The following is a 17,785-nucleotide window of genomic DNA, read 5'->3' on the forward strand; positions in this document are numbered from 1 at the left end:
TTTAAAGTAGAGAAAGTAAGTTTATTTAATTACCTTTCTAACCTCCCAAGCGCAACTAATATGAGTGTTAATCTCTTATTTTGTGTAATCATTGGCGTTTTAATTTATTGATGTGTGCTATTTTTTGTAGGTGCGAGAGTTTCGTATTTATGAACTATTTATGTGCTTATATATCATTGGACCAAGTCGATTAAATTACCGGTTATTTATGAAGCTATACGTTTGACTGAGTAAGTTTTTATTGATAGGGTTTAGTTTCTATTTTGTTAAGAAGGAAACTGAAATGAAAAAAAATATCTCGTTAAAAGTAAAGAAACTAAACTTAAAAGAACTTAAAAGTGTTGTTGGTGGCGATGCAAAAAATGCGCAATATCGTGCTGTAGCCGTAGAAGCCAGTGAATATAACGCTTTTTACTAAGTTGATATAGAACATGGTAGGTTTAAGCTCTGGCTTGAGCCTATTTTTAAACTGTAATATTCCTATTACGAATCCCCGCAATTGTAAATTTATAACCAATTAAGCCATTGGCGTTTTGTGGTTTTTTAAGTGGATGATTTTTAAAAATTGAAGTGGAGTGTGCTTCATTTGTTTTTTGACTGAGAGTTTTATTAGGTTTTTTACATGGATTTAAAATGAAAATCTACTTTTATATTACTGGTAACCTAGCTGCTGAAACACTGATGCTTGCATCTGATACTTTAAGAAAAGAGCGAGCAGATTTAGATGTTTATTTGATGACAGACGGACTGTTACCAACCGTATCAGATGAACATATCTTATCCACCTTGTTAACACATGATTTTGACAATCAAAAGATGGGGCTATCCCGCGGTGACTTAGTGATTACAGGCATGATGTGGCCAGGTAATACAGAACGAAAAATTTTTAATGAAGCGCAGCAGGTCGGCGCTTTATCTATCGTAATATTGCCGGATATTGCTGGCGATGCTCAGAAATTTTTTTATAACGATAGATTGTATCTCCCTAATTATATATGTGTTTCAGATAAAATTACTTACAATAATTTACAAGAAATAGGTGTTCCTACCAATATTATCATATCAATCGGTAGCCTCTACTTAGATAATTTATTTAAGAGTTGCACTCTTGTGAACGAAAATAAAAAAAGCTTATGTATTGGTTACCTTTCAGTTCCTAATAGAAATGATTTTATTAATTGGGGGCATGATTATGGCTTTAATGAAGTTGAAATTGCAGAGGACCTCATTGAAGTTGGTGTCCAATTAGGCATGAATTTATTAATCAGAAAACACCCTAAAGAACTTCATTCGAAAAAATATGATTTTCTTCAATCAGAGCAATGTGTTGTTTCTAGCCATGATATGGCCTCCATAATAGATTTTATCGAAAAGTGTGATGTCGTAGTAAGCACCTATTCTACTTCTTTAATTGTAGCAAAGAGGATGGGCAGAAAAGCAATATGTTATCAGCCATATTGTAAGCACCCCTTTAGAGCTGATATATATGAAAATATAGGCATACCGATTGTGAAATATCCAGAGCTATTGTGTGACGCGATAAGCGAGTCAGGCCCAATTTTATTAGATAATAAAATAAATGATTTATTATATAACTCAAATAACTCTAATGATATGTTTGTTGACTTTATTAATGGTGTGACTTTGTGATGGATATTATAATTCCTGCAACGAATAAACCAGAGTTGGAGAAAACGCTTTTACACTTAACCTCCCTCGGTGAACGTATTGGAAATGTTATTGTTGTTGATTTTGATAAAGAAACCCCTTCATTGCCAGAACATAAAATAGAGATGCTTAGAAAGCTTGTAGATATTAAATATATATTTGTTAATGGGTTGGAATATTTTAATAAGTCTATCGCTATCAATGTAGGATTTGATTTTGTGAGTAGCGAATATATATTGTTGTGTGATGCAGATGTTTTACTTGATAAGAGTTTTTTTACAATTTCTAAATGCTATTGGCAAGCGTTAGATGCAAAGCCCGCTGTTTTTTCTCCGCAATATGTTGTGGAATCAGATAATGGACAGATGAGAAAAGGGCCTGGTATTTGCTTTTTAAAGTATGAACACTTTAAGGCTATAGAGGGTTACTCAGCAGACTTTACAGGGTGGGGAATGGAAGATGTTGATTTTTTGCAAAGGCTTGAGTATGTGGGGGTGGAGAAAAAACTTATTTCACATGCAATACATTTAAGTCATTCAGATGATGCTAGAACCAGAAATTACCACTCTAAATCAGTTCAAGAGATGCGACTAAAAAATCGCGCGCTGTATAAAATTAAACATGAAAAAAAGCAAATATATGGGTCACTGCGTCATGACATATCATGTATTTCTCGAGAGGAAGCGTAGTGTTAGATAAATTCGAAGAGATTAGAATAGAGAACACGAATCAATGCGGATATAAGTGTTTTTTTTGTCCCAGAGAAGAACTAACCAGAGATAAGGGGTATATGAGTACACAAGATCTTGAGTTAATTCTAGAAAAAATGGACGTGTATGACGGAAAAGTTGATTTACATGGGTTTGGTGAGCCACTACTAGATAAAGATCTTGCTGATAAAGCGAGGGTGATAAAAAAAAGGTGGCCATTGTCTTCGTCAAGGATAATCTCGACACTTGGTGTGCCTTTAACGGATAGCTTTATTGATGCTTTAGTACAAAGTGGTTTAGGGACTATAGAAGTTAGCTTTTACGGGGTCGACGCGCATTCCTACAAAGCAGCGCATGGCGTTAATAAATTTGATCGTGTAAAAAAAAATATTCAAAGGATCATGCACAGAGTTAGTGAGTTAGGTTCGGAATTAGAGTTGGTAATTAGAGAGTTCCCAATACATGATGATGTGACTCAGCCAGGCTATGTACAAGATAAAAAAGAACGACTCGCACAGTGGTTACATGATCAAGGGGTCAAAGTATTTAGACAAAATGTTATTCATAACTACGGTGGAGGTCGTGCTTATAATAAACCTGAGACCAAAGGCGTTTGTTCGGTCGTGTGGGGATTTAGAAAACGGATCTTACAAATCACTTGGGACCTAGATGTGATCCCATGTTGCTTTGATTCTAATTCAACAGTTAAATTTGGGAATTTAAAAAGCCAAAGTCTCCAAGATATTTTTGAATCACAACAATACAAGCGCTTTATTGACGCGCATATAAATAATGAAATAGCGGATTATGACGTGTGTGTTAAGTGTGAGCGTTGTTTCAAACCATAGGTAGTGAATCATTGTATTATGAATAAAACCAACCCTTTAATCTCTTGCTTATGCATAACTGAAAATCGGCTGGAGCATTTAAAAAATGCTTACCAATATTATAAAAACCAAACTTACCACAATCGGGAGTTTGTTGTGGTATGCCGCAGTCACGATAGCACTACTGTAGCGTATTTATATGCACTCGAAGCGAGTGATGAGAGTGTCACATTAATTGTTGTTGAGTCTGATTGCAGCATCACATTGGGAGAGTTGAGGAACCGTTCTATTGATGCAGCCCAAGGTGAGTATATTTGTATTTGGGACGATGATGATACTCATCACCCAGATAGATTGACACTTTGTCTATTTGAAGTCGAAAAGTTTGCTGTACCCGCAGTCGTATTGAGCAATATCATCATGCATGATGTCGGAAATGAAAAATCATATATTTCTCCGTATCGAGGCTGGGAAGCAACACTATTTTGCGAAAAACGCTTTCTGATAGAAAATGCGATAGCATATCCGAGTTTGAACCGTGGTGAAGATACGCCGCTTATTGAAGCTTTAGGGGATAACGTTATGCTGATTTTTTATCCTTATTTGTACATTTATAAAATACATAGCCAAAATACTTGCCCAACGGAGCATTTTTCAAAACTAATTTATCGCTCTGTTCCTCTTTTACCGCATGAAAGTGATTGGGTTAATAGCATTTCATTACACCCTAGAGAAGATTTTTTAGATATTGTTAAACTAAAAGAAGTCGATTTTACACCTGCACATAGAAAACCATTTAAAAAGCTAGTAAGTGAACTTGCAATTGAAGTTTGATTTGTTTTTATTGAATTAAACTGGAGTTTGTTTTTATTAAAGGATTATAACAAAGTGAAGATTATTTTAATGTTAATTGTGAGTGTGATACTTTCATTATTTCATGCTGTCGCTGGTGAAATAGCATTGTCATTTGATGACGCCCCTACTCAAGGTAATTCTTTTATGAGTGGCATGGATAAAACTCGAGGTATAATAGAGGGTTTGAAGTCGAACAATGTCAAAGATGCTGTTTTCTTTGTTACAACAGGTAATATTGTTGATGATAAAGGAAAAGAGAGAATTGAAGCTTATACTCAAGCTGGATTTCACTTAGCCAATCATAGCCATAACCATTTATCTGCCAACAAAGTAGATGTAAAAAAATACTTGGCTGATTTTAATAAATCACACCTGGTACTTCAAGATTATAAAAACGTATTGAAGTTGCATCGGTTTCCTTATCTTCATTACGGGAGTACGACTGATGTTAGAAAAAAACTTGAAAAACATTTAAGTGGTATGGGTTATAAGTTTGGTTATGTCACTGTAGATAATTTTGATTGGTATATAAATGGCCGTCTATTATCAGCGCATCATAACAAGAGAATCATTGATTTTAATAAACTTCGTCAGCTCTATGTTGAGACAATTTGGCAGTCAATCCACTTTTACGATCAACTCGCCAAATCCCATGTTGGGAAACCTGTTAAGCATATTCTTTTATTGCATGAAAACGAATTGGCTGCATTGTTTATTGGTGATTTAGTTAGCCATATACGTAGTCAGGGATGGAAAGTAATATCTCCAATTGAAGCATATAAAGATGAAATTTTAAATGTGTATACACCTGAATTTAGTTTTAATAAGCAAGGTAGAGTGGCCGCAATTGCACACCAAAAAGGTATTGCTAAGACAAAGTTGAGGCATGAAAGTGAAAATGCGAAGTTTTTAGATAAAAAACTAGAAGAAAATGGCATCTTTAAATAGAAATTGGTCGTTGTTTATATGAAAAAGGTATTTCTGATTGGCTTTGATTTATGTGGTGGATTAGCACTACATAGGTATTTTATTGCAAATAAATTTCAATCTACTTTCGAAGATGAAGATGGTTTTTCTAGCACTGCAATAAATAATTTTAAACAAGGAATTGAAATTCTCAATGGCTATGAAGATTGTCAGTTTTTTTCTCAAATACAACATGAAACAGCAGACGGTCAATTTATATATTCGAGTGAAGAGTTATGGGCGCAGCTATATACAGAAAATCCAAACGCACTATTTATTTTTAATAGTTTACCCGTTGAAAAGTGGTTAGAAAAACGCAAAGCGAGTTATGGTTATCTCCCAAAAGTAATGACAAGTCTAAATTTGGAGGAAGCGCAAGTATTGGCTGTGTGGAGGAAAGCATATGATGACCATAAAAGCAAAGTACTCGGTATGCTTTCAGGCATGAGTACATTTTTTAATTATGACTATTCGGTACACACAATATCGGATTTAAATAACTTTTTTTCTAGACACAACATTAAGTTAGATGGAAAGAAGTTCGAGGCGGATTCTGAGGTGAGAGGAAGTGTTGAACAACGCTTTCATATCCAAAACATCAGGGAGGCGGCGTTGTATTATCGATATCATCGGTTTGATATTGATACGGCGATTAGTTTATTAGAGCAAGCTGAAAAGCATCAACCCTGCCGCTACTACTTCAAAGATGAGTTAGAACAATGGAAATTAGAAAAAAAAACCTGGATGAAAGAATAAAGCAGTTGCAGAGTTTTGGGTCGGAAGAATTCGCTCATATTAATGGGTCACTGACACAGCACTTAGTTGGAACTTACAAGATCCTTGAAAGGTGGGGTAGGGAAGAAGCACTTTGTTTGGCTGGTTTGTTTCATGCTGTTTATGGATCTGACCCAACAAGGGCTGAATTGCTAGGTACAGATCAGCGAGTGGAAATTGCAGAAATGATAGGGCAACGAGCTGAGGCATTGGTCTATTTGTTTTGTTCGTGTGACAAGCCTTACGTATTACCACAGATTGGTTCAGAGAGTCGTGTTAACTTTCGGGATAGGTTTAGCGGTGCCGTTATGCAGTTCCCGCCAGAGTTATTAAATGATTTTTGTGAGTTAACAATCGCCAATGACCTTGATGTGGCGAGAAACAAAGAACAGGAATATTATCACGAGGATATATTGAATATGTTTCGTCGCATGTATCCAATGGTTAGCGCTGAGGTACGGTTAGAACTGGATGGTCTTTTCGATAAGTTTTGCACTTAACGACTCGTATACCGCAATTTACAAGGAGTGAACTGGATTTGATTAGCAATGTATTTGATATAGAAAGCTTATCTAATTTATCGTGCCGTTATCGAGTAATTAGTGAGTATTTAGTCGTCGGAGGAGAGCCCAGCCAAAAGGATGTACAAATACTAAAACGTCAAGGAACCGTTTTTTTTATTAATTGTTTGCCTGTACGAGAGCAAAGCTGGGACGTATTTACGTATGTAACGCAGCAAGACTTAAACTTCGAGAGATTGTCGATAGAGCGCGATAATGGCATCCATCTTTTGAATGCACTGAAGCTACAATCTATATTAAATGCACATGCTCATGAACAGGTATTTTTACACTGTGCAACGGGGAATCGAATTGGTGCGCTCATTGCTGTATATCAGTATTACGCATTGGGGAGAACCGCGAAGCATGCTATCTCAGTAGGTGAGTATTGGGGTTTAAAAGACAAAGAGAAAATAAGTAACATGTTACTTGAAGGGAAATTAAAGTGAGTAATTATATAAAAATAGAGTCGGTAGAACTGGAGAATGTTAATCGACCAAACAGCTTTATTCTATATCAAAGTAAATCACTATTGGACTTGGACTTTTCGAACCCTGAATTTGAGCGATACGGCGGACGAGGGTTAAACTCACATGGGGGAGGTGCTAGGGCCGCTAATTATGGGCACTATCAAGTAAAAGGAGTTGGCTTAACCCCGTTGGCTGGTGTGATTGAAGGCGTCAACTATAACCATGGAACAGTGCCATTAGAAGAAGCGTTATTAGAAGCCATATACTCCGAAGTATTAGCAAACGTGCTACCTGTTGGTGTCGCTGACTTTTATGGCGTTATTTATACGGGGCAGAATACCGCATTTGAGTTTAATGAAGACCGAAAAGAGTCACTAGTAGCAACTCATGGGGCATTAATTGTGCGGGAAAAAGCCATTAGGCCTGCTCATTTTATGCGTACAAACAATTTCAAAATTCAAGAAAAATATCAAGCTGAAGTCATTTCGGATGTAAACCGGATCCGCAATGTAATTCACGCACTCGCGGATAGTTTTGATTCACATGACCAGTTCATCGAATATGTGGGTGAATTTCTGCAAGGTTGTGCAGAACAGTTTGGCTTTGCCCATATTGCGGGTATTACCCATGGTGCAATGACACCGTCTAATATTTTGATGGATGGCCGTTGGATTGACTTGGTAACACCAAGCTTTATTGATAGGGGAAGAAATTACCGAGTGGCAAACTTGACTTTCTATCATGAATCGAGCATTGCAATAGAAGCGTCTCAAGAGCTTTGTGACACATATAGTAAATTCACTGGTATCTCATTTGATACCTCTATATTACATGATTATTTTAAATCATCATTGGCATTGAGCATTGATTATCACTTGCCATACGTTTTGGGCTTAGACAGGGAGATTGCAACTTCTATTGATAATGATAGTAAAGTAGCGCCTCTGTATCATCGACTAAAATCTTTGTTGAAACAGGAAAGTAAAGTCTACTTCACCCATCACTTGGACGATGAGCATTCAGTTAATCTTTGTGGTGATATTATCAATGTGGCCGATACAGTTTTATATACTAAGGAGTCTGCAGAAGAGCACCTATATCGGTATTGTTATCTCCATTATAAGCATAAAGATACAATTAATTTTCGAGGGTTCGTAGCTGTTTGTTTAATAAAAGCGTTAAAGCGAGATTTACTCGCTAAGCTATATTATCGAACCAAAGTCGAATCGTGTTTGCAAAAGCTGTCAGAGAAGGCGATACCTTCTCAGATCAAATTCTTTGTTGAGTCTTATAAAGCCAGTTCACTTTGGGTTTTCGATGATACTTTCTTGGATAGTGAAATATTATATCAAAGTACCGATAAGGCATGCAGTCTTGTTTTTGACGCAGATAAAATGATTGTTAGTACGACGCGCAATAAAAACACACACTTTACTGCTTTGGTTGGGAACATAGCGGATCTACCATGTGATTTCTTTAGAGCGAACTCTCTCATATTTGGTGAGTATTTTGACAATATAGATAAGCTACTAAGGAAGTTATCTAATGAACAATGAACAGCATGATGTAACCCTTGCTGCAGTTATGCGCTTTAGAGCTGCATTAAACCTGTCTACAGATGTGGAAACATTTCGCTTGATAGACTATTCGATTAATCAAGGTACTTGTCACCTTATGAGAGATAAAGCGACCAAGATATTAATGGGGTATGTTATTTGGGCGAATGTAATAGAAGAAACTTGGCAACGGTACGTGGAACAGGATATCACACCAATTTATCGTCATGAGTGGCAAGAAGGCGAAATTGGTATGGTATTAGGCGCAGCTATTAACCCGGTTTACAAATTGAACTTGCTCGAAAATTTGCCTGAATTTTTCTATGAAAAACGATTTATTTATAAAAAAAGACGAAAAACACATCAACTTTCCAAGGTCTTGAAAAAGTACGCGGGCTATAAAGGCGCTCTGCGTGTGTGAAGCTGTTGCTACAGTTCAGAGTGTTGTTTACATTAACACTCTGAGAGACTTTTTAATGAGTGTGTAAGCGACTTTATAAGGGTCTACAGTTTCTTACAAAATAAGCGGGTTGAAAACATAAAGTTTACAAATTTAACGTGTTATTGTTAGCTGTAAACTTAATTAATGTAAGGAATACTCAATGTTTAAACTACCTTTAATGGCACTGTGTGGGTTACTGATGTTATCGGGTTGCCAGTCAACAAGTTACAAAAGTGTCAATGATGGGAATGGGGAACCGACACGACTGATTGTTAATATTAGTAATGTACAAAATACGGATGGCCAATTAATAGTGATGATCCATGATAATAGTGGAGACTATCATGCAGACCTAAACATTAATGATCCTGAAGCTAAGTTTTACTTAAAAAAGATAGTTACCCCAACTATGCCAAATACCCTGATTACATTTGAGAATGTGCCTGCCGGACAATACGCCATCAACGTGATCCATGATGAAGATGCTGATGGAGGACTAGATCGCATGCTTTTCCCATTTACAGGAATGCCAAGCGAACCGTATGCGTTATCGAATGATGTTTATGATAATTTTAGTAAAGGGGACTTTGAAGATGCATTGGTTGAGATTGGTGCTCCGACATCTCAAATTGACTTACGTTTAGCCACACATTTGAAAAAAGTAGTCGGCATGTAGTTAACCTCAGCTCTGGATAAGCGAATTTGCCCAATAAAGCTATTTTTCTCACTCTCGGCGTTGCTTTCATTTGTAATAGCCCGTTATTACTGCATAAAAGCGCCTTGATATTGAACAAAATATCATCATTGGATTGTACGTAAGTTTGTTTACAAAATATTTCCTATTCCAAAACCCTTATCCAAACCTGAGGTTAGTTATGTATTTGCAATAGACGCCTTACAGCAGAGCTTTTGTCATGATGGGTTTGAGTTGGTGGAGGTTTATTTGGCTAGATTATTAAGTGGATTTTCTTAGTGAGTTATTTAATTTGTATTTGCAGTTAATTATTTTAAATTGCTCAGTTTTTTAATAGGCATGGGTATTTTATACCCATGCCTATTTTGTTATCTCCTTGGGGTATGCATATATTCGATTGAGATGGTGTTGTCACCGTCTTTCATAGAAACAAACCCACGCCTAACATTCAGTTCATACAATACATGCTCACCGACGTTGTAACCATTAAGTGGCTTTATTTGTACAAACGTTTCCGGTTCAATGTTAACGATATGCTGAATAGCTTGTGGAATACTTTGTGACATATCGACCCCAAAAAACTCAAAAACATCAGTCACGATTCTACCGAACTCAGTTTGGAGTTTATTGAAAATTTCAGGGATTAAGTCATCTAAGATTTTCAAAAAGAAAGGCAATTTCACTTTAGTGTAAACTTCGGGTTGGTAGCTTGAAATGCTTGGGGTCGCAATGAGCTGACCAGTATGCACGTTATACTTTCCCTTTACGACCAAGTTGTTGTATTTAATGTTGATATAAATATGTATTTTCATGCCAAGCTGATATTTTCTGAGCTTACCGACGCCGTGCATACCAAAATTACTAAAAGTAACAGGGACATAACCTTGTGAGTCAACGACACCATCAATGCGCATTTTCATCAGGCCTGTCAGATTGGCTGATATATTTTTTACATTGGCATCTGCTTGCGCAGCAGCGTTATAGATAAATTGTGTGATAAGTTCTTTGTAGTTACTTTCGACTCGTCTAAATTGCGGGAGCACTTGGCCCATAATTGCGTTGTATGTGCTCTGTATAGGACCGTTTCGTTCAACAACACACCCATCATCTGAATAGGCTAACATCATAGGGTCGTTGCCCGGGCCGCCTTTATCCATTAATTTCCAGATGCCTTTACATGTGTATATATGGGGGGGAGAAGCGGTATTTTGATGGCTTTGCAGTGCGAGAGATGTTGGTTGGCTTATTTGTGATTCAAGGCCTGATGCATGACTATGGATGGCTATAAACAGTAGTATCGATGAAAAAAGGGTTTTCATTTTATATTCCTTTAAAGTTATGGTTTATATGGTGGCTTGTTTTTTTATTATGTTTTTAAGAGAGGGGTCATAGGATGAGCCCTCTCTATTTTATTAATAGCCTAGGCGGAAAAGTACGATTTGCATGACCGTCGTGTTATGCCCATCTGAAAGTGAAGCATATCTACGATTTATATTGATCTCATAAAAAGCATGGTCGCCTACTTTATATTGATTTAAGGGCTTAATTTCGACCACAGTGTCAGGGATTAAATTGGCAACATGTTGAACCGCTTGAGGTATATCTCGCGACATATCAACTCCTAAAAACTCAAAGATATCAGTGACAACACGACCAAACTCCGTTTGAAGTTTGTAGAATATTTCAGGTGTGATAGCGTCAAGAATTCTTAGGAAAAAAGGCAGTTTTACTTTGGTGGATACTTCTGGCTGGTAGCTGGATATATCTGGGTTCGCAATTAATTGACCTGTGTGTACATTGTATTTTCCTTTCATAGTCAAATTGTTATATTTAATATTAATATAAATGTCTATTTTCATGCCAAGCTGATATTTGCGCAGCTTTCCTATTCCATGGATCCCAAAGTTACTGAACGTGACAGGTACATAACCTTGAGAGTCCACTATGCCATCAATGCGCATTTTCATGATTCCAGTGAGATCAGCTGAAACGTTTTTGACATTGGCATCAGCTTGAGCTGCGGCATTGTTGACAAATTGGGTGATCATTTCTTTGAAGTTATGCTCAACTAAATCAATTTGCGGGTTTATTTCTGCCATCACGGATGTATACATATCAATGACGGGGCTGCCGCTACCGTGGAGACCTATGGCACACTCGTTATTTGAGTTGACTAAAATGACCGGATAATAAGGCATGTCATCACCACCAATATTAGATGTGAGATCTCGACAAGATGCTGAATCCCACGAAACTCCACTTGTGGTGGCGCGTGTAAGCGCTGCGACGTCCTCAAAATTTTTAGCACTAATATTTAGCGATTCTAAGTGATTATCTGGGTGACTAATTGATTGGTAGTCTAGCGTTGCCAAGTCATTGGCTTGGCTATTAAATGCTGCACACAAGAGCATCGCGGGTAGGGTGAATTTCATTGAATATTCCTTTCGTGCTTTAATATATAGTGGACTTTAAAGTTGCTATCTTCCTTGATTGGATAGCTGTGCTTGAAAGTGTGCGCTTTGATAACAAAGCGCACACTGTTATATGGAAGTACTTGGTAACATTAGATTAGAAAAAAACAGGGACTAACTGCATCGTGGTGGTGTTTTGACCATCACTGAGTGCTGCAAATGTTCTGTCGACGCTAATCGTATAGGAGACGCGTTCGCCGACTCTGCTGTCTTCTAACGCTTTAATTGGAATAATGGTACTCGGGATGATATCAGCAACATGTTGTACTGCTTTTGGTATATCTTGAGACATATCAACACCAAAAAATTCAAAAATATCAGTGACGACACGATTAAACTCAATATTTAACTTTTCAAAAATAGCAGGTGTAATTGCATCAATAATTGCAAACAACCAAGGTAAATCAACATCGCTATATACCTCAGGCTGGAAGCTTGAGATATTGTGCTCAGGAATTAACTCATTTGTGAACACATTATACTTTCCTTTAACGACCATGTTTTTGTATTTGATGTGAATGTATATATGGATCCGCAGGCCTAACTGATACTTGCGTAACTTTCCTACACCATGAATATTAAAGTTACTAAAAGTGACAGGCACAAATCCATCAGCGTCGACCACGCCATTAATGCTCATTTTCATTGGGCCATCAAGCTCAGCTGAAATGTTTTTTACATTGGCATCAGCTTGTGCTGCGGCGTTATTGACAAATTGAGTGATCATCTCTTTGAAGTTATGCTCTAATTTATCAATTTGTGGATTTATTTGATTAGCAAACTGCTCGTATGCTTCTCTTGGTGCACCATTGGGAGAAATCAAGCATTCGCCATTGGAGTTCATTAACACCATAGGAATGATGTTATGGCTGCCAGTGCCGATATTGGCGGTTGCACGCCGACAAGAAGGAGAATCCCATGTAATACTTGATGTGCTTACAGACTGAGTTGATGTGGGCTTTACATCACCAGTTGAATACTTTAGATTGCTTGCATGGATCGTTTGAGCGAAAAGAGACCCAAAAAGTGCCAATGCGGGTATAACTAATTTCATCGTAATTTCCTGTTTTTTTTGATTGTAAATGTTTTATGTTGATTGCTTAGAAACGGATACTGATCAATCCCAGTTTGATCCAATTGCGTTCATCGCGAATTTCAAAATTTTCATGATCCATGATCATGGTGTACTTCACTCGCTCACCAACACGACGGTTATTTAGCGACTTTATAGGCACAATAGACTGCGGGATTGTTTGGGCCACATGTTGAATTGCTTGCGGTACTTTACGGCTCATATCGACCCCTAAAAACTCGAATGTATCGATGACGATTCTATTAAACTCACGGTTAATTTTTTCAATGATAGGTGGCGTTAACTTATCAAGAATACGTAGGAAAAAAGGTAATTTAACATCGGTATAAACACGTGGACGAAAGTGCGATAAGTTGTTTTGAATGGTGATTGTATGGGTATTTACATTGTAGTGACCTTTTAAAGAGACATTCTCATACTTAACGTGCAAATAGATTGAAATACCCATACCCAGCTGGTACTTTTTCATTTTTCCGATACCGTGGATATCGAAATTATTCAGTGTCACAGGCACGGTACCATTGCTGCTTACCACCCCATCAATCTTCATATGGATACTCCCTTCAACACGCGCGGTAATACTTTTGACACTTGCATCGGCTTGCGCTGAGGCATTGTAAACGTATTGGGTGATGGTCTCTTTGAAGTTATGCTCAATCAGGTTGATTTGTGGTTTAACCACATCACGCACGCTGTTATAAAGCTCTGCAACTTCTGGTCCTGCAGTAAAGCCAGGTACGTAGCAGTTATTGTTTTGCATTACGATAACGACTTTTCTACCAGGGCCTAGAATGGATCCTAATTGATCGCAGGTACTGGAGGCGCTGGCGTAGTCATTACTGCGCGCTTCTAGTACATCATCTGCGGTAACGGCTAAGGTGGTGCAGGATGTGCACGCGAGTAACGTCAGTATTTTTGATAACAATTTCATGTTAGTCCTTTATGTTGAGTTTAATGATTAATTATTCTGCTAGCGATTTTAAAAATGCGAGCTTCTGTTTTTCATGGGCGGATGGTTGATAATCCTGCCGGTCCAATCCGTCTATGTAAAAATCGTTTATGTCATACTGTTTAACTTTTGAATCTCCAAATTGTGCTTTTTCGCCGGGTAATGAACTCATTTTTTCAATTACAAACTGAGTCAAAATGAACTGTGTAGCAGTACTTGCAGAGCTTTGCTGAAAGAACACCGATTGATGGGCCGCCAATTTGATTGTTTGTAAGCCATCTTTTAAACGCGCTTTTGAGACTAAATGAGAAATAGGGTTATTATCTTGGTCTAGTAAGTTTGCTCTTACTCGGTATATGCCTTTTTGGTGAACATCGAGTGTTAGGTCAAACACCATATCAGCGTGTTTGGTATAGGGAGGGTGGACCTTAACTAATGTTGCTGAGGGTGCTTGATATTGAAAGTTGGCAACTAAGTTAACTTGGTTTTCCGGCGTTTGTGCCTTTACGGTAAAAGACAAGGATGCTGGCCAGCTCGATTTACCTGCAATTTTACCACTGTAAACCCCGTTTACAGGTGTTACTTGAACCTGACTTAGAACAGTGCTGCTCGTTTGATCTGAAATGATAATTTGTGCCGTGGTAATATCACCAGTTAGTAAGTATTCAATCGTTTCAGGCGGGTGATATCTATATTTACTCAGCGCCAAAGAGATTTCACTGCCGGTATCGTTGGTGGGCATTTTTATCGGATAAAAGTGATTCGGGTTTAGTAACGTAAAGTCATTGTGTGACAATGGTTGTGAGTATGGCGGAAATGTTAGTGTATGCGCATACATAGGCACGATATTTTGGGCTGCTTGTGCAAGAGGGAGTGCTTGCTTATTTATTATTTCAGCTGTTTTTAATGCAGGTTGCGCAACGTCAGGTACCAACGTTATATCTGAATTTGGCGTGTCAACGGTTGATACGTTAGGTGTAGTGACACCCGTATTTTGGTCCAACCACACATAGCCAACAAGTGCCATTATGAATAGCAGAGAAAAAACTAATACGTATTTCTTCATAGTTTGATACTTCGTAAAAAGTGGCAATCATCATGATTGCCACACGGTCCAAATAGATTAAAGCGAGTTCAAAATAAGAGTTGAATAGCTTTGTTGCTTAGATTCACTTACCAAACGGTAAGTTTTTTTCCAAAACCAGCTTCCCGTGGTTTTTTCATATGTGTTGTATGAAATGTTTTTGTAACCCGGTAAGTTGATTTGAGTTGTTGCTGGCGCAACCGTACCTTGGTATGCAGAGTCGGTAATGTTGCCGTGACTATATTCATCACTCATTAGCAGTGGGTAGTGATATGGCATGAACCCTGACACTGCGTCACTTTGTGATTTAAGGTGGCCGTCTAAATCAATATTACTTGAGCAGCTACCAAAGCTATCTGCACGGCTTGCACCACATGATGAGTGTGTCGCAACTACACCGTCATCATTACCAGCGATGAAAGGAGAGGTGAGATTTAGGAAGTCGCTGTCATCAGCGACGAAGCGTAAACGAGGTGCATTATCGCTTGGTAGTTGTGCTGTTTGACGTGCATTATTAACTTTCAAATCATGTAATACGCCTAAACCACTTTGTGGGATTTCCCCTAACCACAACTCAATGGCCTGTCTCACTAAACTGCCAACAGCAGACGGATCTGTTGCTGCGTTGACTGCGATATCGGCAAGCTCACTGCCACCGCCTGCGCCTGCCAAGTCAAATGTAGCCACGATATTAAGTGGCTGCATAGATGCATTTTCTAGCCAGTTTGCTTGATTATCTAAAATATAGCGTGCGACAAGGTCACCGGTTGAATGGGTTACAAATACACACCCTGGGTTACAGACATTGTCACGTGATAATTGCTGTAGTTTTGGCCAAATATAATCAGTGGCTATTTTGCCTTCAAGACGTTCATATGATGGCCAGTCAATACGCTCATCAGCGTGATTTAACCAAAATGATGACCAGTATTGCTCTCCGTCTAACGCAACGTCAGTATTGCTTGCATTTGCTAATTGGTCTGCTTGAAAACCATGAATGAGAATGGTTTTGTATTGACCGGCATAAGCCGTTTGAGTAGCGCAGCTTAGCAAGGCAATTGAGCCAAATATCAGCGTTAAAGGTTTTTTCAGTAAACTCATTTTTAAATCTCCGTATAGTATTTTTAGTTTATTTTTCAATATCCTTTTGCTTTTAGAGCACAGCGAGTCGCCAATAGTGGTCACACTATCGGTATTCTCAGCAACTAAATGCAGTGGGAGGGGAATTCACTAATTACATATGTTATTTATTTGCTGTAATTAGTTGTGTTAAATAGCAAGCGAGCAGAGCTTGCTATTTAAGTCTTACACCGCCGTTATGCTGAACTCGTTTCAGTTTCCCCAGAGGTTAATTCAACAAATAAATCAATGGTGCGCTCGCTACGACTTACGAATGGGTTACTTCTATCCCATACATAACCTGCTAACACAGAAGTGATTTGGCGTTTGATTTTTTCTGGTTTATCGACGCTAAAAAATAACGATTTAAGCCTGCCGTCGTACCAGCTGTCGATATAAGTACGCATTACATCGATGCCTGACAGCATGTGTTGCTGGTAGTCTTGCTCCCAGTCAACTTGCTCGCCATTAAGCTCTTTTGTGACTAAATCTGCTGCGACCGCACCAGATTCGATGGCAAACATAACACCTGCAGAAAACACGGGATCGATAAACTCACTGGCATTACCGGTTAACACGTAGTTTTTACCGTATAGCTGTTTGATGCCTTTTGAGTAACCATGGATGGCTTTTGGCGCCATACATAGAGTAAGCCCTTCGATCATTTGTGAGGCATTTTCATTTTGCGACAGTAGCGTGAGGAAATGCGTTTCATCATCACCGTCTGGACTTTTTAATACCTCAGGGTTTCCAACAAAGCCGACTGATACACGGCCATCAGAGAATGGAATAAACCAAATCCACACATCTTCTGCATGCACTAAAATGGTCACTTTGCCATTTTCTTCACCTTCAACAACCCCATTTTCAGGCTTGAACTGGGCAAAGATAGTCCCTCTGACAGGCGATGATGACGGTTCATTGAGGTCTAAGTGATTCGCTAAGACTCGACCATAGCCACTCGAATCTACAACAAATTTACTTTGGACTTCTTTATGAGTACCAGCTTCATCAACCACTTGAACGATAGGGTGCTCTGGTTCGAAGTTAACATTGGTCACAGTGGTACCAAATTCGATATTAACCCCCATTTTTTGAACTTCTAGTGCGAGTACGTTATCAAAGTCATCACGTGGTACTTGCCAAGTCCATGTCCATCCCTCGGTATAGTTATTCGAAAAATCAAAAAACTCTTGAAATGGGCCCTGCTTAAAGTTGGCGCCTATCTTTTTTTGATAACCGCGTTCAAGTAACGCAGGCATAAAGCCGGCATCTTCAAGGTGTGCCATACTTTGTGGTAATAAGCTTTCACCGATCACATAGCGGGGAAAGTGACTGCGTTCAACTATTTTGACTGTTAAGCCTGATTTGGCTAATTTAGCCGCTGTCATAGTTCCTGCTGGTCCAGCACCAATAATGAGTACGTCTACGAATTCCTTGATCATTAAGTATTCCTTAATCGCTTGAATATTATTAAAAATAAATACAACAAATTAAATACTGTGGTGTGGAATAACTAACCTTCTTAAAACTTGAAATGCTAGCCA

The 17,785-nt window shown here is 38.3% G+C and carries 19 protein-coding genes; 12 read left to right on the forward strand and 7 right to left on the reverse strand.

The genetic code is table 11. The features are described from left to right. Positions 1-283: 283 nt before the first annotated feature. The 12 genes from J8M01_RS05985 to J8M01_RS06040 all read left to right on the forward strand — a co-directional run bounded on the left by J8M01_RS05985 (position 284) and on the right by J8M01_RS06040 (position 9,504). On the forward strand, positions 284-418 hold the full coding sequence (locus J8M01_RS05985) for a bacteriocin (RefSeq protein WP_192509556.1): 135 nt from the start codon (positions 284-286) through the stop codon (positions 416-418). Between the two features lie 215 nt (positions 419-633). Continuing rightward, a complete protein-coding gene (locus tag J8M01_RS05990) occupies positions 634-1,650 on the forward strand; it encodes a hypothetical protein (protein ID WP_211057358.1) in 1,017 nt (338 codons plus the stop codon). After that, the gene (locus J8M01_RS05995; RefSeq protein ID WP_247671032.1) at positions 1,650-2,357 is read left to right on the forward strand and encodes a glycosyltransferase family A protein; all 708 of its coding nucleotides are present in this window, start codon (positions 1,650-1,652) and stop codon (positions 2,355-2,357) included. Before J8M01_RS05990 ends, J8M01_RS05995 begins: the two co-directional genes overlap by 1 nt. Then, positions 2,333-3,226 carry a radical SAM/SPASM domain-containing protein gene (locus tag J8M01_RS06000; protein ID WP_247671021.1) on the forward strand — a complete coding sequence of 298 codons (894 nt, stop codon included), beginning with the start codon at positions 2,333-2,335 and terminating at the stop codon, positions 3,224-3,226. The genes J8M01_RS05995 and J8M01_RS06000 overlap by 25 nt, the downstream gene beginning before the upstream one ends. Positions 3,227-3,244: 18 nt before the next feature. Further along, on the forward strand, positions 3,245-4,039 hold the full coding sequence (locus J8M01_RS06005; RefSeq protein ID WP_211057361.1) for a glycosyltransferase family A protein: 795 nt from the start codon (positions 3,245-3,247) through the stop codon (positions 4,037-4,039). A 54-nt stretch (positions 4,040-4,093) separates the two neighbouring features. Then, positions 4,094-5,008 (forward strand): polysaccharide deacetylase family protein, encoded by a 915-nt coding sequence (locus J8M01_RS06010; protein ID WP_211057362.1) that lies wholly within the window; start codon positions 4,094-4,096, stop codon positions 5,006-5,008. A gap of 18 nt (positions 5,009-5,026) precedes the next feature. Continuing rightward, entirely contained in the window at positions 5,027-5,782 is a 756-nt protein-coding gene (locus tag J8M01_RS06015; protein ID WP_211057363.1) for a hypothetical protein, read from the forward strand. Next, positions 5,746-6,300 carry a DUF6817 domain-containing protein gene (locus J8M01_RS06020; RefSeq protein WP_211057364.1) on the forward strand — a complete coding sequence of 185 codons (555 nt, stop codon included), beginning with the start codon at positions 5,746-5,748 and terminating at the stop codon, positions 6,298-6,300. Before J8M01_RS06015 ends, J8M01_RS06020 begins: the two co-directional genes overlap by 37 nt. A 38-nt stretch (positions 6,301-6,338) precedes the next feature. Then, on the forward strand, positions 6,339-6,809 hold the full coding sequence (locus J8M01_RS06025; protein ID WP_211057365.1) for a hypothetical protein: 471 nt from the start codon (positions 6,339-6,341) through the stop codon (positions 6,807-6,809). Next, positions 6,806-8,386 (forward strand): hypothetical protein, encoded by a 1,581-nt coding sequence (locus J8M01_RS06030; RefSeq protein ID WP_211057366.1) that lies wholly within the window; start codon positions 6,806-6,808, stop codon positions 8,384-8,386. The genes J8M01_RS06025 and J8M01_RS06030 overlap by 4 nt, the downstream gene beginning before the upstream one ends. Continuing rightward, positions 8,376-8,807, forward strand: coding sequence for a hypothetical protein (locus tag J8M01_RS06035; RefSeq protein ID WP_211057367.1), 432 nt, complete (start codon positions 8,376-8,378; stop codon positions 8,805-8,807). Before J8M01_RS06030 ends, J8M01_RS06035 begins: the two co-directional genes overlap by 11 nt. Positions 8,808-8,988: 181 nt before the next feature. Next, entirely contained in the window at positions 8,989-9,504 is a 516-nt protein-coding gene (locus J8M01_RS06040) for a DUF2141 domain-containing protein (RefSeq protein WP_192509567.1), read from the forward strand. Positions 9,505-9,890: 386 nt separating this feature from the next. Here J8M01_RS06040 and J8M01_RS06045 read toward each other — a convergent pair whose 3' ends face one another. The 7 genes from J8M01_RS06045 to J8M01_RS06075 form a co-directional block, all read right to left on the reverse strand. Beyond that, positions 9,891-10,841: a hypothetical protein gene (locus tag J8M01_RS06045; RefSeq protein ID WP_192509568.1), complete on the reverse strand. Its 951-nt coding sequence runs from the start codon at positions 10,839-10,841 to the stop codon at positions 9,891-9,893. A gap of 93 nt (positions 10,842-10,934) precedes the next feature. Next, the gene (locus J8M01_RS06050; protein ID WP_211057368.1) at positions 10,935-11,954 is read right to left on the reverse strand and encodes a hypothetical protein; all 1,020 of its coding nucleotides are present in this window, start codon (positions 11,952-11,954) and stop codon (positions 10,935-10,937) included. Between the two features lie 136 nt (positions 11,955-12,090). Further along, positions 12,091-13,047: a hypothetical protein gene (locus tag J8M01_RS06055; protein WP_211057369.1), complete on the reverse strand. Its 957-nt coding sequence runs from the start codon at positions 13,045-13,047 to the stop codon at positions 12,091-12,093. Between the two features lie 46 nt (positions 13,048-13,093). Then, positions 13,094-14,017 carry a hypothetical protein gene (locus tag J8M01_RS06060; protein WP_192509571.1) on the reverse strand — a complete coding sequence of 308 codons (924 nt, stop codon included), beginning with the start codon at positions 14,015-14,017 and terminating at the stop codon, positions 13,094-13,096. Between the two features lie 31 nt (positions 14,018-14,048). Beyond that, positions 14,049-15,101, reverse strand: a complete 1,053-nt coding sequence (locus J8M01_RS06065; protein WP_211057370.1) for a hypothetical protein — start codon at positions 15,099-15,101, stop codon at positions 14,049-14,051. Positions 15,102-15,158: 57 nt separating this feature from the next. Beyond that, complete coding sequence (locus J8M01_RS06070; RefSeq protein WP_192509573.1) at positions 15,159-16,220, reverse strand: hypothetical protein; 1,062 nt, start codon at positions 16,218-16,220, stop codon at positions 15,159-15,161. A 215-nt stretch (positions 16,221-16,435) separates the two neighbouring features. Further along, the gene (locus tag J8M01_RS06075; protein ID WP_192509574.1) at positions 16,436-17,683 is read right to left on the reverse strand and encodes an NAD(P)/FAD-dependent oxidoreductase; all 1,248 of its coding nucleotides are present in this window, start codon (positions 17,681-17,683) and stop codon (positions 16,436-16,438) included. Positions 17,684-17,785: the final 102 nt, after the last annotated feature.

It is taken from the genome of Pseudoalteromonas sp. MMG005, from assembly GCF_018101015.1.
GTDB classification, from domain to species: Bacteria; Pseudomonadota; Gammaproteobacteria; order Enterobacterales; family Alteromonadaceae; genus Pseudoalteromonas; species Pseudoalteromonas aurantia.

Excerpts from the sequence above, each read along its gene's own strand:
- J8M01_RS05985 (WP_192509556.1), top strand. The coding sequence starts at position 284 with ATGAAAAAAAATATCTCGTTAAAAGTAAAGAAACTAAACTTAAAAGAA.
- J8M01_RS05990 (WP_211057358.1), top strand. The coding sequence starts at position 634 with ATGAAAATCTACTTTTATATTACTGGTAACCTAGCTGCTGAAACACTG.
- J8M01_RS05995 (WP_247671032.1), top strand. The coding sequence starts at position 1,650 with ATGGATATTATAATTCCTGCAACGAATAAACCAGAGTTGGAGAAAACG.
- J8M01_RS06000 (WP_247671021.1), top strand. The coding sequence starts at position 2,333 with ATGTATTTCTCGAGAGGAAGCGTAGTGTTAGATAAATTCGAAGAGATT.
- J8M01_RS06005 (WP_211057361.1), top strand. The coding sequence starts at position 3,245 with ATGAATAAAACCAACCCTTTAATCTCTTGCTTATGCATAACTGAAAAT.
- J8M01_RS06015 (WP_211057363.1), top strand. The coding sequence starts at position 5,027 with ATGAAAAAGGTATTTCTGATTGGCTTTGATTTATGTGGTGGATTAGCA.
- J8M01_RS06020 (WP_211057364.1), top strand. The coding sequence starts at position 5,746 with ATGGAAATTAGAAAAAAAAACCTGGATGAAAGAATAAAGCAGTTGCAG.
- J8M01_RS06035 (WP_211057367.1), top strand. The coding sequence starts at position 8,376 with ATGAACAATGAACAGCATGATGTAACCCTTGCTGCAGTTATGCGCTTT.
- J8M01_RS06040 (WP_192509567.1), top strand. The coding sequence starts at position 8,989 with ATGTTTAAACTACCTTTAATGGCACTGTGTGGGTTACTGATGTTATCG.
- J8M01_RS06045 (WP_192509568.1), bottom strand. The coding sequence starts at position 10,841 with ATGAAAACCCTTTTTTCATCGATACTACTGTTTATAGCCATCCATAGT.
- J8M01_RS06050 (WP_211057368.1), bottom strand. The coding sequence starts at position 11,954 with ATGAAATTCACCCTACCCGCGATGCTCTTGTGTGCAGCATTTAATAGC.
- J8M01_RS06055 (WP_211057369.1), bottom strand. The coding sequence starts at position 13,047 with ATGAAATTAGTTATACCCGCATTGGCACTTTTTGGGTCTCTTTTCGCT.
- J8M01_RS06060 (WP_192509571.1), bottom strand. The coding sequence starts at position 14,017 with ATGAAATTGTTATCAAAAATACTGACGTTACTCGCGTGCACATCCTGC.
- J8M01_RS06065 (WP_211057370.1), bottom strand. The coding sequence starts at position 15,101 with ATGAAGAAATACGTATTAGTTTTTTCTCTGCTATTCATAATGGCACTT.
- J8M01_RS06070 (WP_192509573.1), bottom strand. The coding sequence starts at position 16,220 with ATGAGTTTACTGAAAAAACCTTTAACGCTGATATTTGGCTCAATTGCC.
- J8M01_RS06075 (WP_192509574.1), bottom strand. The coding sequence starts at position 17,683 with ATGATCAAGGAATTCGTAGACGTACTCATTATTGGTGCTGGACCAGCA.